Source organism: Streptomyces sp. LZ34, assembly GCF_053890475.1.
In genome coordinates this window covers 10,406,510-10,421,509 of sequence record NZ_CM132680.1, presented here as the reverse complement: position 1 = coordinate 10,421,509, position 15,000 = coordinate 10,406,510, and the positions used below count along the sequence as shown (strand labels likewise).

12 protein-coding genes and 2 pseudogenes are annotated in these 15,000 nt (G+C 68.5%); 3 read left to right on the top strand and 11 right to left on the bottom strand.

What is annotated here, in order from left to right:
- Nucleotides 1-67: 67 nt before the first annotated feature.
- The 8 genes from ACWY4P_RS44710 to pdhA are packed head-to-tail and all read right to left on the bottom strand — an operon-like array spanning nt 68 to nt 8,900.
- The gene (locus tag ACWY4P_RS44710; protein WP_358708187.1) at nt 68-898 is read right to left on the bottom strand and encodes an enoyl-CoA hydratase/isomerase family protein; all 831 of its coding nucleotides are present in this window, start codon (nt 896-898) and stop codon (nt 68-70) included.
- The gene (locus tag ACWY4P_RS44705) at nt 889-1,743 is read right to left on the bottom strand and encodes a 3-hydroxyacyl-CoA dehydrogenase family protein (RefSeq protein ID WP_358708184.1); all 855 of its coding nucleotides are present in this window, start codon (nt 1,741-1,743) and stop codon (nt 889-891) included. Before ACWY4P_RS44705 ends, ACWY4P_RS44710 begins: the two co-directional genes overlap by 10 nt.
- Nucleotides 1,740-2,489, bottom strand: a complete 750-nt coding sequence (locus tag ACWY4P_RS44700; RefSeq protein WP_456206538.1) for an enoyl-CoA hydratase/isomerase family protein — start codon at nt 2,487-2,489, stop codon at nt 1,740-1,742. The genes ACWY4P_RS44705 and ACWY4P_RS44700 overlap by 4 nt, the downstream gene beginning before the upstream one ends.
- The gene (locus ACWY4P_RS44695; RefSeq protein WP_358708180.1) at nt 2,486-3,709 is read right to left on the bottom strand and encodes a thiolase family protein; all 1,224 of its coding nucleotides are present in this window, start codon (nt 3,707-3,709) and stop codon (nt 2,486-2,488) included. The genes ACWY4P_RS44700 and ACWY4P_RS44695 overlap by 4 nt, the downstream gene beginning before the upstream one ends.
- Nucleotides 3,702-5,417, bottom strand: coding sequence for a phenylacetic acid degradation protein PaaN (gene paaN, locus ACWY4P_RS44690; protein WP_358708178.1), 1,716 nt, complete (start codon nt 5,415-5,417; stop codon nt 3,702-3,704). The genes ACWY4P_RS44695 and paaN overlap by 8 nt, the downstream gene beginning before the upstream one ends.
- Before the next feature lie 21 nt (nt 5,418-5,438).
- A complete protein-coding gene (locus ACWY4P_RS44685) occupies nt 5,439-6,776 on the bottom strand; it encodes a dihydrolipoamide acetyltransferase family protein (protein WP_456206536.1) in 1,338 nt (445 codons plus the stop codon).
- Nucleotides 6,773-7,792: an alpha-ketoacid dehydrogenase subunit beta gene (locus ACWY4P_RS44680; RefSeq protein ID WP_358708174.1), complete on the bottom strand. Its 1,020-nt coding sequence runs from the start codon at nt 7,790-7,792 to the stop codon at nt 6,773-6,775. Before ACWY4P_RS44680 ends, ACWY4P_RS44685 begins: the two co-directional genes overlap by 4 nt.
- Before the next feature lies 1 nt (nt 7,793).
- Entirely contained in the window at nt 7,794-8,900 is a 1,107-nt protein-coding gene (gene pdhA, locus ACWY4P_RS44675; protein WP_456206535.1) for a pyruvate dehydrogenase (acetyl-transferring) E1 component subunit alpha, read from the bottom strand.
- A gap of 625 nt (nt 8,901-9,525) precedes the next feature.
- On the opposite strand from pdhA, the gene ACWY4P_RS44670 reads away from it, so the two are divergent.
- Together ACWY4P_RS44670 and ACWY4P_RS44665 are read left to right on the top strand one after the other, a co-directional pair.
- The gene (locus tag ACWY4P_RS44670; RefSeq protein ID WP_358708170.1) at nt 9,526-10,926 is read left to right on the top strand and encodes an APC family permease; all 1,401 of its coding nucleotides are present in this window, start codon (nt 9,526-9,528) and stop codon (nt 10,924-10,926) included.
- Between the two features lie 735 nt (nt 10,927-11,661).
- Nucleotides 11,662-11,802 carry a hypothetical protein gene (locus ACWY4P_RS44665; RefSeq protein WP_456206534.1) on the top strand — a complete coding sequence of 47 codons (141 nt, stop codon included), beginning with the start codon at nt 11,662-11,664 and terminating at the stop codon, nt 11,800-11,802.
- A 13-nt stretch (nt 11,803-11,815) separates the two neighbouring features.
- On the opposite strand, the gene ACWY4P_RS44660 is transcribed toward ACWY4P_RS44665, so the two are convergent.
- Complete coding sequence (locus tag ACWY4P_RS44660) at nt 11,816-12,076, bottom strand: transposase (protein ID WP_456206533.1); 261 nt, start codon at nt 12,074-12,076, stop codon at nt 11,816-11,818.
- A 756-nt stretch (nt 12,077-12,832) separates the two neighbouring features.
- Here ACWY4P_RS44660 and ACWY4P_RS44655 point away from each other — a divergent pair.
- A pseudogene (locus tag ACWY4P_RS44655) lies at nt 12,833-13,305 on the top strand (NUDIX hydrolase).
- A 73-nt stretch (nt 13,306-13,378) separates the two neighbouring features.
- Here the strand turns inward: ACWY4P_RS44655 and ACWY4P_RS44650 are convergent.
- Both ACWY4P_RS44650 and ACWY4P_RS44645 read right to left on the bottom strand, forming a co-directional pair.
- Nucleotides 13,379-13,507, bottom strand: a pseudogene (locus ACWY4P_RS44650) (IS5 family transposase); the annotation flags it as partial.
- 157 nt (nt 13,508-13,664) lie between these two features.
- On the bottom strand, nt 13,665-14,891 hold the full coding sequence (locus ACWY4P_RS44645) for a Glu/Leu/Phe/Val dehydrogenase dimerization domain-containing protein (protein ID WP_456206531.1): 1,227 nt from the start codon (nt 14,889-14,891) through the stop codon (nt 13,665-13,667).
- Nucleotides 14,892-15,000: the final 109 nt, after the last annotated feature.

Below are 15,000 nucleotides of genomic sequence, written 5' to 3'. Positions count from 1 at the left end.
CACCGTCCTGGTCTGTTGATCGTGCGTCTGATGTGCGTTCTGCTGCCGACGTGTGCCGGGGGCCTGTTCAGCTCCCTGCGAAGAAAGGCTGCCGTCCGCCGAGGAACGCCTGTACGGCGGCCTGGTGGTCCACGGTTCGGCCGAGCCGTTGCTGCGCTGCCGCCTCGCGCTCCAGTACTGCAGGCAGCTGCATGCCGAACGTGTTCCTCAGGAGTGCCTTGGCCTCGATGTACGCCGCGGTGGGGCCGGCTGCCAGGCGGCGGGCGAGGGTCAGGCCTTCTGCCAGGGCGCAGCCATCCGGTACGAGCTGGTGGACGAGGCCCCATTGGTGTGCCGACTCGGCGTCGAAGCGGTCGCCCAGGAGCATCATCGCGGCGGCCCTCGACGGGCCGACCGTCTGGGCCAGCGTGCCGCTCAGGCCGCTGTCGGCGGCCAGTCCGATTCCTGTGAAGGCGGTCGAGAAACGGGCGTTCTCTCCTGACACCCGGAGGTCGGCACACAGAGCGAGGCCGAGTCCTGCCCCCACGCAGGCGCCCTCGATCGCCGCGATCACCGGCTGCGGCAGCGCGTACACCTCTTCGACCAGCGGGTTGTACTCGGCCCGCACGATGTCGAAGGCGGATTCAGGACTGGTGCGCAGGGCATGGGCGTGTTCTTTGAGGTCTTGGCCGACGCAGAAGTGCTTGCCGTGTGCCGCGAGCAGTACGGCCCTGGCCTGTCCGCCGTCGGCGTGTACCTGCCGGACGGCGGCCAGCAGTCCGTGGCGCAGTGCCTGGTCAAGAGCGTTTCCGGCGGAGGGCCTGCGCAGTTCGATGACGGCGACGCCGTCCTGCAGGGTGTAGCCGACCCTGTGCTCGTCGGCGGACGCTGTGCTGGGTGTCGTTCCGCTCAGTGCCATGGGTAGAACCCCTGCCCGGTCTTGCGTCCCAGTTCGCCGCTGGCGACCTTCTCCCTCAGCAGCCGGGGCGGAGCGAAGCGTTCGCCGAGGGTGGCGTGCAGGTACTCTGCGATGGCGAGGCGGACATCGAGGCCGACCAGATCCGTCACGCGCAGGGGACCCATCGGGTGCCTGTAGCCGAGTTGCATGGCGTCGTCGATGGCCTCGGGCTCTGCAACGCCCTCCTCAACCATGCGAATGGCCTCAAGTCCCAGTGCCACGCCCAGACGGCTGCTGGCGAAGCCCGGGGAATCCTTGACCACGATGTCCTTCTTCCCGAGGCAGCGCGTCCAGCCGAGGGCACGGTCCACGGTCTCCGGTGTGGTGCCGTCGGGGACGACGATCTCGACCAGGCCGGAAGCGGGCACGGGATTGAAGAAGTGCATGCCGAGGAAGCGGCCGGGCCTGGTCAGGGTGGCGGCGAGATCGGCGATCGACAGCGAGCTGGTGTTGCTGGCCAGTACGGTCTGTGCGCTCACGACGGTCTCGACCTCCGTGAGGAGGCGGATCTTGAGTGCGGCGTCCTCGGGAACGGCCTCCACGACCAGATCGGCGTGCGGAGCAAGGTCCCGCACCGATTCGGCGGTGCTCACGCGGGCCAGTATGTGCTCCACGGGTTCGGTGAGACGGGCCCGCTGCGCGGCCTGTCGCAGGCCGTCGGCGATACGGTTCCGTGCGGTGGCGGCGGTCTGCGCGTCACTCTCGACGACGGTCACGGACGAGCCGGCCGCTGCGAAGACCTGGGCGATTCCGGCGCCCATGCGGCCGCCGCCGATGACGCCGACGGCTGCGGGTGCTGCGGTCATGCGCGGTTCCTCTTCTCCATGAAGCGGGTCATCCGGTCGTTCTTGTCCTGGCTTTCGAACAGCACGGCCTGGGCCAGGTCGTCGACGACCGGGTGTGCGGCCGGCGCGTCGACGACGAGCTTGGTCAGGCGCAGGGCCGTGACCGAGGAACGCGCCATGCGGTCGAGCAGCGTGTGCGCCGCGCCGAGCAGTTCTTCGGGCTCGACGACGTCGATGACCAGCCCGGCGGCCAGGGCCGCGGTCGCGTCGAGGTTCCGCCCGGCCAGGAGCACCTGCTTGGCGACCGACTCCCCCACCAGTTCCGGCAGCCGCCAGCACGCGCCGGCCCCGGCGAGAATGCCCAGTCCCGGCTCGGGGTTGCCGAAGACGGCGTCGGGGCCGGCGATGCGGATGTCGCATGCGTACGCCAGCTCGGCACCGCCGCCCAGCGCCCAGCCGTCGACGGCGGCGACGGTGGGCATCGGCAGTCGCCGGACCCGTTCGAACAGGCGGCTGTTGATGCCTTGCAGGGCTTCGTCCCGGCCACGTTGCAGCAGCTCGGCGATGTCCGCACCGCCGGCGAAGACACCGCCGTGCCCGGTGAGCAGCAGGAGTTTCGGGGCGCGCTCCAGCTCGGCGCAGACCTCGTGCAGCTCTGCGATCATGCGTCCGCTGATGGCGTTGCGGGCTTCGGGCCGGTGCAGGGCGACCACCACCCGGTCCTCCAGCTCCTCGACCAGGAGCGTCTCGTGCACGGTGCCGCTCATACCCGCTCCACCAGCATCGCGACGCCCTGTCCCACGCCGACGCACAGGGTCGCCAGCCCCCTGCGGGCGTCCTCGCGCTCCAGTCGACCGAGCAGGGTGAGCAGGATGCGGGCGCCGGAGCAGCCCAGCGGGTGTCCCAGGGCGATCGCGCCGCCGTCGGCGTTGGCCTTCTCCTCGTCCAGTTCCAGACGGCGCATGACGGCCAGTGCCTGTGCGGCGAATGCCTCGTTCAGTTCGACGGCGTCCAGGTCGGATGCCTGCCACCCGGCGCGGGCCAGGGCCTTTTCGGTGGCCGGGACCGGGCCGAGTCCCATGATGTGGGGCTGGACGCCCGCCGAGGCGGAAGTGACGATCCGGGCGCGCGGGGTGAGCCCGTAGCGTTCCACAGCCGCTGCGCCGGCCACCACCAGTGCGGCGGCGCCATCGGACAGCGGTGAGGAGGAGCCTGCGGTGACGATGCCATTCGGGCGGAAGACGGTGCGCAGGGTCCCAAGCTTGTCCAGGGTGGTGCCTGGGCGCGGTCCTTCGTCGCGGGTGACCTTGCCGTCGTTCGCGGTGACCGGCACGATCTCCCGGTCGAAGCGGCCCGCCTCCTGCGCGGCCACCGCGCGCTGGTGGCTGCGCAGCGCGAACGCGTCGGACTCGGCGCGGGTGATGCCGTCGAGCGCTGCGACCTCCTCGGCGGTCTCCCCCATCGACAGAGTAACCTTCGCCGTTTCGGATCCGGTTTCCTGTGGCAGGGCCCTGTCGGCGGCGGCGAAGCGCGGGTTGGTGAAGCGCCAGCCCAGTGCGGTGTCATGAACCGCTCCGGGCTTGGCCCAGGGGGTTCCCGGCTTCTCCATCACCCACGGTGCCCGGCTCATCGACTCCACACCGCCGGCGACGACCAGCTCGGCTTCGCCGGCTCGGATCGCCTGAGCAGCCGAGGCAACAGCCGTCAGCCCCGAGGCGCAGAGCCGGTTCACGGTGTAGCCCGGCACGGTGTGGGGCAGGCCGGCGAGCAGTACGGCCATGCGTGCGACGTCCCTGTTGTCCTCACCGGCCTGGTTGGCCGCGCCGAGGATCACTTCGTCCACGGCCTCGGCAGGGATCGCCGAACGGCGTACGGCCTCCCCGACAACGAGGGCGGCCAGGTCGTCGGGGCGTACGGAAGCGAGGGCCCCGCCGTAGCGGCCCTGCGGGGTGCGGGCACCGTCGATCAGGTAGATGTCGTCAGGCATCGGCGGACTCCTGTGCAGGGGCGTGGCGGCGCGACTGCAGGACCGCGAAACGTCCGGTGACGAAGGCGGCGTCGGAGAGGGTGGCGCTTGCCGCCGGGTTGGCCGCACTGCCGTGGAAGTCGCTGAAGGCGGCGGACTGGTTGACGAAGACGCCGCCGGTGAGGTTCTCCGACAGGTGCACGCCGGCGTCCAGCGCTGCCTCCTCCGTCGCCTCGAGCACGCTTTCGCTCGTGGAGTGCACGGCGGCGGTCAGGGCCCCGTGTTCGCGCACGGTCTCCCGGAAGATGCGCAGGCTGTGCTCGGTGGAGTCGGTGCCGATCACGAAGGAGATCGGTCCGAACCACTCTCGTGTGTAGGTTTCCCTGTCGGACTGTGCGTCCAGCCGGGCGAGCAGCGGGGTTCGGACGTCCGCCTGGGGGTGCTCGGGGTGCGGCACCTGTGTCGAGGGATGGACTGTTCGGCCGAGCCGGGCCGCCTGTTCCAGCCGCTCACGGACACCTGAGCTGACGATCGCCCCCAGTGTCCCGGCGGCGCGGGCGGGGTCGGCGAGCAGCCGGTCCAGTGCGGCGCCCAGGTCGTCGGCGAACTCGTCGGCGGTCCGTGTGCCCTGGTCGGTGGTGATGCCCTGGCGGGGGATGAGGAGGTTCTGCGGGGTGGTGCACATCTGGCCGCTGTACAGGGCAAGGGAGAAGGCGAGGTTGCCCAGCAGGCCTCGGTAGTCGTCCGTCGAGTCGAGGACGACCGTGTTCAGGCCTGCTTTCTCGGTGTGCACAGCTGCCTGACGGGCGTGGGTCTCCAGCCAGTCGCCGAACTCGGTGGAACCGGTGAAGTCGATGATCCGCACGTCCGGATGCAGGGCTAGGGTGCCCGCGTTGCGCTCTGCGGGCCCTTCGGCGGCGAGCACCACGATGTTGGGATCGAAGCCGGCCTCGGCGAGCACCTCCCGGGCGATGCGGACGGTGATCGCGAGCGGCAGCACCGCACCGGGATGGGGCTTGACCACGACAGGGTTGCCCGTGACGAGGGAGGCGAACAGTCCCGGGTAACCGTTCCAGGTCGGGAAGGTGTTGCAGGCGATCAACAGGGAGACACCTCGACCGACCGGTTGGAACCTCTTGTCCATCACCACGGGGCCGCCCTTGCGCTGCGGCTTGGTCCAGCGCGTGGTGTCCGGGTGCAGCTTCTGCTGCGACCAGGCATACGCAACGGCCTCCAGGCCACGGTCCTGGGCGTGCGGGCCGCCAGCTTGGAAGGCCATGACGAACGCCTGCCCGGTGGTGTGCTGCACGGCGTGGGCGATTTCGAAGCTGGCGGCGTTGAGCCGGGTGAGGATCTCCGCAGCGGCTCCGGCGCGGGCGTCCGGTCCGGCGTCCCGCCAGGCGCGGGCCGCGGCCTTCGCGGCTGACACGGCCGCCTCAGGTGAGAGCAGGGGGTAACTGATGTGGAGGGGGAAGCCGTAGGGAGAGGTCTCCCCAGGGTCCACCCGTTCCGTCCCAGGGTGGCCTGGCAGATCGAACGGGCTGCCCGTCTGCTCCTGGAAGGCGGCCTCGCCGAGCTTCGCCGCGTCTTCGCCGTACACCTGTTTGCTCGGCGATTCCGGGAACGCCGTCCAGTGGTCCCGGCTGTGGATGGCGGTCACTGCCCGCGTCAGGAGCGCTTGGTGGCGGGCGAAGAAGGACTGGGGAACTTCAAAAGTCTTGCGCGACATGGGTGTACCTCTTGGGTCAGGTCACAGACGGGCGAGAAGGGTTACGGGCCGCTCCACGCAGTCGGCGACATAGCGGAGGAAGCCGCCTGCGACGCCGCCGTCGCAGACCCGGTGGTCGAAGCTGAGGGAGAGCTGGGTGACCTTGCGGACGGCGAGCGCGCCGTCGACCGCCCACGGCTTGTCCACGATGCGGCCCACGCCGAGGATCGCGGCCTCGGGGTGGTTGATGATGGGCGTGGAGCCGTCCACCCCGAACACACCGTAGTTGTTGAGTGTGAAGGTGCCTCCGGTCAGGGCCGCCGGCGGCAGTGTTCCGTTGCGGGCGAGCTCGGTCAGGCGTGCCAGCTCGGCCGCGAGCTCAGCGGTGGTCATGCTGTCGGCGTCCCGGACGACGGGAACCACGAGACCTCGCTCGGTCTGTGCCGCAAACCCGAGGTGAACCGCCGGGTGGCGGACGATCTCCGCTCGTTCGGTGTCGACGGACGAGTTGAGCTCGGGGAAACGCCTCAGGCCGGCCACGCAGATCCGGGCGAGTACCGCCATGAGGCCGATGGGCGAGTCCCGTTCGGAAGCCTTGAGGACGTCCTTGGCATGCAGCAGGCCGGTCGCATCCACGTCCACCCAGGTGGTGGCGTCCGGGATCTCGGTGCGGCTGCGCGACAGCTTGTCGGCCACGGCACGGCGCAGTCCGCGCAGCGGGATCCGCTCCTCACCGGCTGCTGAGGGACGGGCAGGGGCCGACGGCGGCTCGGGCACCGCGGAGCCGACGGATGCATCGGTGGGGCGCAGGCGGTCGATGGCCTGCTCGACGTCCCGGCGGACAATGACCCCGTACGGGCCGGTGGGGGCAAGACGGATGAGGTCGATGCCATTGTCTCGGGCCAGGCGGCGCACGAGCGGGGAGATGACCAGCGGCACGGCCCCCGTGGGTCGTGGGGTGGTCTCTGCAGCCAGCGGCTGGTCCGTGCTCACGCGCCCGCGGCGCCTGCGGCGGCGTGTCACGGCGTGGCCGGTGCCGTACCCGATCAGCACATTGCCAGAGCCGGCCTGCTCCTCTTCGCGGTAGCGGTCGGCGGCAGGGTCTTGGGCGTCGTCGGCAGGAAATGCCGGCCCGACGGAGATCAGAGGCGCCCCTACGTTCACGGATTCCCCCGCCTGCGCGTACAGGTGCACCACGGTGCCCGCGTAGGGCACGGGCACCTCAACGGCGGCCTTGGCCGTCTCCACCTCGACCACGATCTGATCGATGCCGACGGTGTCTCCGACCGCAACCCGCCATTCGATGATCTCGGCCTCGGCCAGGCCCTCCCCGAGATCCGGAAGGAGGAACACCTGGGTGTCGGCGGCGATGGCCGTCATCGGGCAACCCTTTCCGCGATATGGAGGATGTCCGGCGCGTCGTCGTGCTGGAGGCGGTCGACGGCGTCCAGGACCCTGTCGACGCCTGGCAGGTGTGCGTGTTCCAGCTTCGGCGGCGGGTAGGGGATGTCGAATCCGGTGACGCGCAGCACGGGGGCGGCGAGCGAGTGGAAGCAGCGCTCCTGGACCCGGGCCGCAATCTCCGCGCCGACGCCTGCAAATCCCTGCGCCTCCTGAACCACGACGCACCGGCCGGTACGGCGAACGGAGGCGACGACGGTCTCGTCGTCGAACGGGACGAGGGTGCGCAGGTCGACCACTTCGAGCTCGAGGCCGTCCTGGGCCGCCTCCTCGGCGGCTTTCAGTGCGACGGGGACCGAGGGGCCGTAAGCGACCAACGTGGCGTCCCGGCCGGCGCGGCGGACGACGGCCCTGCCGAACGGGGCGGCCCGGCGCGCGGCGAGATCCGCCTCTTCCTTGGACCAGTAGAGCTTCTTCGGCTCCAGGAAGACCACTGGGTCGGGATCAGCTACGGCGTCACGCAGCAGCCAGTACGCGTCCTCGGCGGTGGCCGGGGTGACCACTTTCAGACCAGGGGTGTGGGCGTAGTAGGCCTCGCTGGAGTCGCAGTGGTGCTCGACACCGCCTATCCCGCCGGCGTACGGCACGCGGATCACGATCGGCAGCGGCAGTCGGCCTCGGGTGCGGTTGCGCATCTTGGCGACATGCGAAGCGATCTGTTCGAACGCCGGGTAGGCAAAGGCGTCGAACTGCATCTCCACGACCGGCCGCAGGCCGCCCATGGCGTGCCCGACGGCAAGGCCGACGATGCCGGACTCGGCGAGCGGGGTGTCGAAGCAGCGGTCCTCACCGAAGTCCTTGGTGAGGCCGTCGGTGATACGGAAGACGCCGCCCAGCGGGCCCACGTCCTCACCGAAGACGAGGACGCGGTCGTCCTCGGTCAGTGCGTCGCGCAGGGCCTGGTTGAGGGCCTGCGCCATGGAGACCTTGGGCATGTCAGTCCTCCTGAGCGCGCAGCTCGGCCTCGAGCTGCGCGCGCTGCGCGCGCAGCTGCGGGGTGGGTTCGGCGTAGACGTGGTCGAAGAGGGAGAGCAGATCAGGTGCTGTGTCGATGTTCATCCGCTCGCGCAGGTCTGTCGCAAGGGCCTCTGCCTCTTCCTGGAAACCGGTGATGTCCGCGTCGTCGAGCAGGCCGCGGCCGCGCAGGTACGTCTCCAGCCGGTGCAGCGGATCCGCCGCCGACCAGCGGTCGACCTCCTCCTGATCGCGGTATCGGGTGGCGTCATCGGCGTTGGTGTGCGCGTCCATGCGGTAGGTGTGTGCTTCGACAAGGAAGGGGCCCTGTCCGGTGCGTGCATGTGTCACGGCGGCTTGGAGCACCGCGGTGACCGCAACCAGGTCGTTGCCGTCGACCTGCTCGGAGCGCACCCCGTAGCCGATGCCCTTGTAGGCGAGAGCGGGTGCGGCGGTCTGCTTCGCGAGCGGCACCGAGATGGCGTACTTGTTGTTCTGTACCAGAAACACCACCGGTGCGCCCAGCACTGCGGCGAAGTTGAGGGCTTCGTGGAAGTCGCCTTCACTCGTGCCGCCGTCGCCGATGAGTGCGAGGACGACGCCGGTCTCACCCGTGCGGCGCATCGCATCGGCAAGACCGGTGGCATGGATCACCTGGGTGGCCAGCGGGGTGCACTGGGGTGCCACTCGGACTGCCACCGGGTCGTATCCGCAGTGCCAGTCGCCCCGCAGCAGAGTCAGCACTTCCACCGGGTCCACGCCACGGGAGACGAGAGCCACGCTGTCGCGATAGGTGGGAAACAGCCAGTCCTTCTCACCGAGTACCAAAGGGCCTGCCACCTGGCAGGCTTCCTGCCCCCGACTGGAGGGATAGACGGCGAGCCGGCCCTGCTTGGTCAAGGCAGTCGCCTGGGTGTCGAACCGGCGCCCGACCACCATCCGCCGGTACGCCTGGCGCAATAGTTGGTCTTCGGGGAGCGTGTAGCTGGTCGGCGGCTTGAGCGCCTTGCCCTCCTCGCTCACGAACCGCACGGGTGTCGGCGAGGGCAGCAGGCCCTGCACCACGTGCCGGGGAGTCTTCACAGTCATGGCGGGGCATCGCTTTCTGTGGACGTTACAGCCAGATGTTTCCCGCAAAATGTAGAAGTGTTCAACACTTCATCGAATTCGACGACGAACGGCCCACCTCGCCCAGCACGCGATGCCGATCGTCCACCCAGGACACAGGATGACGCGGCACGCCTGGACGTTCTGCCACGCTGGTCAGCGGCTGAGTCGACACACGACCCCCGGGCACCCACTTACTGCGGCTCGCCACCCCAGGCATGGCTGCAGTCCAAAAATCACATCTCTTGTGTACCTCTTCAACACCTAGTAGCTTCACTCTGAACTTGTTGAAGCACGGGCATCGACAAGCCGGTCTGAACATCATCTGCAACGGCCGCGCCTACTGCGGCGTCGACCGTTCCTGCGTATTCGGCCGCGCCGCCACAGCGGGTTTGGTCGGTCAAGCGCAAGCACCCCGCGCGCACCCGGGCTATACATGCACGGCCGCCAGCGGTGCGGCAGAGAATCCAGCGCGCTGTCGATCCAATAGGACGGCGCGATCGTCCAGAGTGACGCGAGCAGCCTCGTACACCGAGGCATCCCCACACCGCAGAGCTCCTCGGGTTTTCCCAGCACACCATTATTGCGTCAAGGAGGCGACTACTCGGTGAAGGATCACAGCGCAGCAGCGGCTGAGGACAAGGCTCTGAAACGGTCGGTCGGCCTGACCGACCTCGTCATGCTCGGGGCCGGATCGGCGATCGGAGTATCCATCTTCACCGTGCTCGGTCCGGCAGCGAAGGTCGCCGGTTCGGGCCTGCTGATCGCGACCGTACTGGCTGCACTCCCCATGGTGATCTTTGGCTTCGTCTACGCCTTCATGGCCTCGGCGCTGCCCAAGACTGGCGCGTCCTACGAGTGGCAGCGCGAGTTCGTCCACCCCTTCGCCGGATTCGTCGTGGTGTGGCTGCGCATCGTCGGCAATGTGGCGCTCATGGTGCTTCTGGCGCGTGTGCTCGTCGCCTATCTGTCCATGGTCTGGTCAGGCATTCCGACTGTGCCGGTGATGCTGGGTCTGTTCACTGTGGTCTTCGGTCTCAACTACTTCGGCGCCTCGATCGCGGCACGGGCTCAGACGGTCCTGATGCTCCTGCTCCTGGCTGTCTTCGCCCTCTTCGTCGGCTTCGGGGCACATGAATTCAGTAGCGCCCAGCTCGAGCCGCTGTTCCCGGGCTGGAGCCCGATTCTCGCCGCCATCCCCCTGCTCGTCAGCCTGTTCCTCGGCATCGAATCCAACACCGAGATCGGAGGGGAGGTACGGAACGCGGAACGGAACATCCCGTTGGGGCTGGTGCTGGCCCTGGGGCTGACCGCACTGGTCTACCTGTCGATCTCCGTCGTCGCGCTGGGCGCGGTCGGGCCCGTGAAACTGGCGGACAGTTCGGCGCCTCTACTCACCGCAGCTCGTCACGCCCTCGGTACGTGGGCGACCCCGCTCATCGTCACGGCGGCCTTCCTGTCCCTGCTCAAGTCTCTCAACGCAACACTCCTGGTGTTCACCAGGTTCCTGTTCGCCATGGGACAAGCCGGTGTGCTGCCGAGCGGCATGGCGAAGGTCCATCCCCGCTGGAAGACACCACATGTCGCCACCACAGTCGTCTTCCTCGCCAGTGTTCTCGGGACAGCAGTGTCACAGGACATCCTGCCATTGCTTCTGGCCGTCAACATTCCCACCATGCTGAAGTACTTCGGCACCTGCCTCGCCAGCCTGAACGTCATTCGCTCCCGTCCCGACGTCTACGCCCGTGCCCGGCTCCAATTCAGCCGGACGTTGATTGTCATCGCGTCGGTGGCCGGCATGATCGCCGCTGTCGTACTCATCGTCCTGGGCTTCGAAACCGACTGGCGCCCCTACGCACTGCTGGCTGTGTGGACGGTGGCGGGCGTAAGCTACTGGCTCGTCCGCGTCCACCGTCAGCGGCCGGGACGGATCGAATCCGCTAGCGCCTCCCCGGTGGGGCATGACGCGCCGGCCGAAATCGACCGCAGGCCCGAGACCGCGCCTTGATGTAACACCAGGCTGGTCACGACGGCTCGGAATGCGACTCAATAAGCGTTTGATCCCGTGGTGAAGAGTTGCGCCAGAAAGTGGCGGTTTCGCCGGTGAGGAGGCGGGCCATCAGGCTGGCCATCACCAGTTGGATCATGGCCTTGGAACGGGCCGGGAGGGTCTCGTAGTCCCGGGCCAGGCGGCGCTAGGGTGGCAGGTGTCCGGATCCCGGATGCCTGCCCCCTGCGCTGTTGGCGGAAGGGAATCCAGCTTGTGAGTAGCTGTTGTCGTACCGAAGCTGGGGGTAGCGTTTTCGCTGGTCAGGCATAGGTTCGGTGACTCCCTGGGAGGTCGCGGATGCCGTCGGTCGTCGGAATACTGGAACGGCACGAGCTCGCCGCTCGCCGTCGAGTCGACGAGCTACGGGAGGAGGCCGACCGCATCCCGGCCGAGCTGGCCGCGGCCGAGCAGGAATGGCAGGAGTGGGCGATCTCCCGCAGGCGGGTCGATGTGTGTCTCCGGACGGCGGCAACACCGCCAGCACGGAGGTCACCCCGGGCCCGCGGGATACGGAGGTGCAGTCGGCACCCCGGGATGCGGCGAAGCCGAAGTCGCAGGTGCCGGTGTGGCGTGAAGGGCTGGTCTGGTCGGTGCTGTCGGTGGACTACCAGCGCATCCTCAAGGCGCTCACGGACCCGTCCCGGCTCCGGGCAGGGGCCGCTGACCTGCCAGGAAATAGCCGCCGCTTTCGGCATGGACGCGGTGCCGGCGCGGGTGGAGGCACTGCGATCGAAGGCGAAACGGCTGGTCGCGGGCGGCTGGCTCGCCGAGCCCGCGCCCGGCCGGTTCATGCCGGCCGACGGCGTCGCGTCGCAGCCAGGCGGCGGGTCATGAGCAGCGTCATAGCTCAGTAGACCATCGCTTCGGCGCTCTTGGTGCGGTGCCCGAAGTCGCGCACCAGGCGGCGGGTGCGCATCAGGCGGGCGAAGAACCGCTCGACGATCCACCGTTTGGGCAGCACCACGAACCCTTTGTCGCCGTCGCTGCGCTTGATGATCGCAACGAACAGCGCGAGCGCGGCCAGGCAGTACCCGATGAGGCTGCCGGTGTAGCCACCGTCGGCCCAGACCAGGGCCGGCCGGTGATGCGCGTCGCGCCCCGCGACCACCCAATCGGGACTCTCGTTCGACGCGCATCTCTCCAGACTGGAAAGACTGTGAGGATGATCTGGTACCACTTCGAGCGGTGGCCTGACCCGCGGAAAGACTGGCTTTGGTGCCCTTCTGTTGATCTGTCGGCCACCGCGCGGAGCGGCATCTGCTGCCGCCGGGAGATCATCAGGTGCCTGAAGCGATACGTCGCACGCGAAATCTACCGACTCATCGCCCCCATCAGGACAACCGCATGCCCCGCAGAACCCAACGGCACCGCAAGTCAGATCCTCTACAACGCGAATGGCAACGGCAGCGTCTGGGTGAACGAGCCCGGTAAAAGCGACGGCACCTGGAAGGAGTACCAGATGCCGATCGCCGCCGGTTACAGCCGCGCTCTTCAGTACGTCGAGGGCACGGGCCGCGTCGTCATCCTCCAGGCCGACTTCGGTGGCGGGGGCGCCGACTCCGTGCGCTACGCCGGGGTCGACCTCGGCCGGTCCAAGGGCGCCTACATCACCCTCGTCAACCGCGCGACCGGTCAGGCCCTCAGCCCCGACGCCAGGAGGACGCAGGACGCGAACCTCACCGGGGACGTCCCCGACCTCGTCCTGCGAACCCGGGATGCCGCAGACGCCACGCAGCGCTGGCATCTGACGGCCAAGGGCGACAACGTGACCCTGCTCAACAAGGCCGGCGGCCGCTCGGCGGGACAGCCCCAGCGATGCGCGGATCTTGGACGTTGGGATAGCGTCCGGTGGGGAGGTACGGGGATGAGTTTCCGGCTGGCGGCGTACGCCGTGTGCATCGAGGACGGGCGGGTGCTGCTCGCCCGGTCCGTACCACCGAAGGGCGAGAGTAACTGGACCCTTCCGGGCGGCAGGGTCGAGCACGCGGAGGATCCGTTCGATGCGGTGATCCGGGAGGTCGCTGAAGGACCGGCTGCGACGCGGTGGTCGAACGCCTGCTGGGCGTGGACTCGAGGGTGATCCCCGCGGCCGACCGCCCCTTGCCCGGCCTACCCGAGCACCAGAATGTCGGCATCTTCTACCGAGTCCGTATCACCGGCGGCCAACTCCGGCCTGAGCCGAACGGCGAAACCGCCGAGTCGGTCTGGACTCCGATCCCCGACGTCGCTGGCCTGCGCCGGTCATCGCTGGTCGACATCGGCCTCGCCCTGGCGCAGACCCTTCCGGCAGCCGGCCACGTCGCTCCCGTCCCCGTCGGCGGCCTGATCCAGCACTGAGGCCACCACCATCTACCTGGCCCGCTTGACCGTCATCTGGCCCACATGATCGGCAGGACAGGCTCTAGTCCACAGTGAGCACGCCCGTGGAGGTCTTGATGCGCTGCGCGTCGATCACACAGGCCGATGGTTCTGCGTTGCGCCCCTCCTTCTGCCGCACGAGGCCGCACAGCAGGCCGCTGAGCTGGGCGAACACCCCGTCTTTCGGCTACCAGGGAACCCGGCGCCTCGTCCCTCGCCGCCTGCCCTGCGGTAACCGCGTCCCCTGCAGGTCCGAGCCCGCGTCAAGCGCGCCTTCGACCGCCCGGCGCAGCCATCGGGTTGCGTCTCCTACTCAGCTCCTTGAACGGCTCAGCCTTTCAGAGGAGATTCATCAGGGCGATCTCGAAGGCGGTGCTCGCCAGCCCTGTCGTGGCCTGCGACCGGCTGCGACATCTATGGAGCGCGGTGGCGACGGTGGCGGAGACGTCGTGGAAGATCGCCTCGTCGGAGATTTCCGCATCAGCCTCCATCAGCAGGGCGAACGTCCTGGCCATGCCGCAGTTGGCGATGAAGTCGGGGATCACGGCGACGCTCTTGTCGGCGTGCTCGTAAGTCGGCCCATAAAAGATCTCGGAGTCTGCAAAGGGCACGTTCGCGCCGCTGCTGATGACCTCCAGCCCTCGAGCGGTCAGGCGATCGATGTGCTCCCGGGTGACCAGCCTGGATGCAGCACAGGGGAGGAAGACTTCGGCGCCGATGTCCCAGATGCGGGCATCGACTTCGTCGAAGGACAGCAGGTTCTCGGCGTCCAGTGTGTTGCCGTGCCGGCCGAGGAAGAGGTTCCGCACCTCGCAAGGCGCGTAGCCGTCGGGGTTGATGATTCCGCCGTGGCGGTCGATGACTCCGACGATGCTGGCGCCAGACTGCGCGGCATAGTAAGCGGCTGCAGCGCCGACGTTGCCCCATCCCTGGACAATGACCCGCTTGCCGACGATGTCGCCGCCGTAAGCAGCGTAGTAGTGCCGGATCGATTCTGCGACACCCCAGCCCGTGATCAGATCGGCGATGGTGTACTTACGGACGGAATCCGGGGTGTAGCGGGGGTCCTCCACTGTCTTGGCCACGCCTTGGCGGAGCCGACCGACACGGTGGACGGTGCCTGCGCTGGCGGCGCCGTAGTGGCCGTGGACCACGCCCTCCTGGGGATGCCACAGCCCGTGGGCCTCGGTGAGGGGGACGACCTCCTGGATCTCGTCGACGTTGAGGTCTCCGCCGGTGCCGTAGTACGCCTTGAGCAGTGGGGCGACCGCCTTGTACCAGCGGTGCAGCACTTCTTCTTTGCGCGGGTCCTGCGGATCGAAGTCGATACCGGACTTCGCACCGCCGATCGACGGCCCCGAGACGGTGAACTTGATCTCCATCGTTTTCGCCAGTGACTCGACCTCGTGGCGGTCCAGCCCTCGGCGCATGCGGGTTCCGCCTCCGGCGGCGCCTCCCCGCAGGGAGTTGATCACCACCCAGCCTCTGGCAGACGTCTCGGAGTCGTGCCACTCGAAGACGATCTCCGGATCCTTCGCCTCGAACTCGGTGAGCAGGGTCTTCATTGATGCTCCTGATGTGCAGGTGGGAGGTACAGCGCGATGGCAGACACCGGGCTGTGACAGTGGCCCGGCCAGACGGCCGGGCAGGCGGATCGGTGCAGGCGGGCTCTTG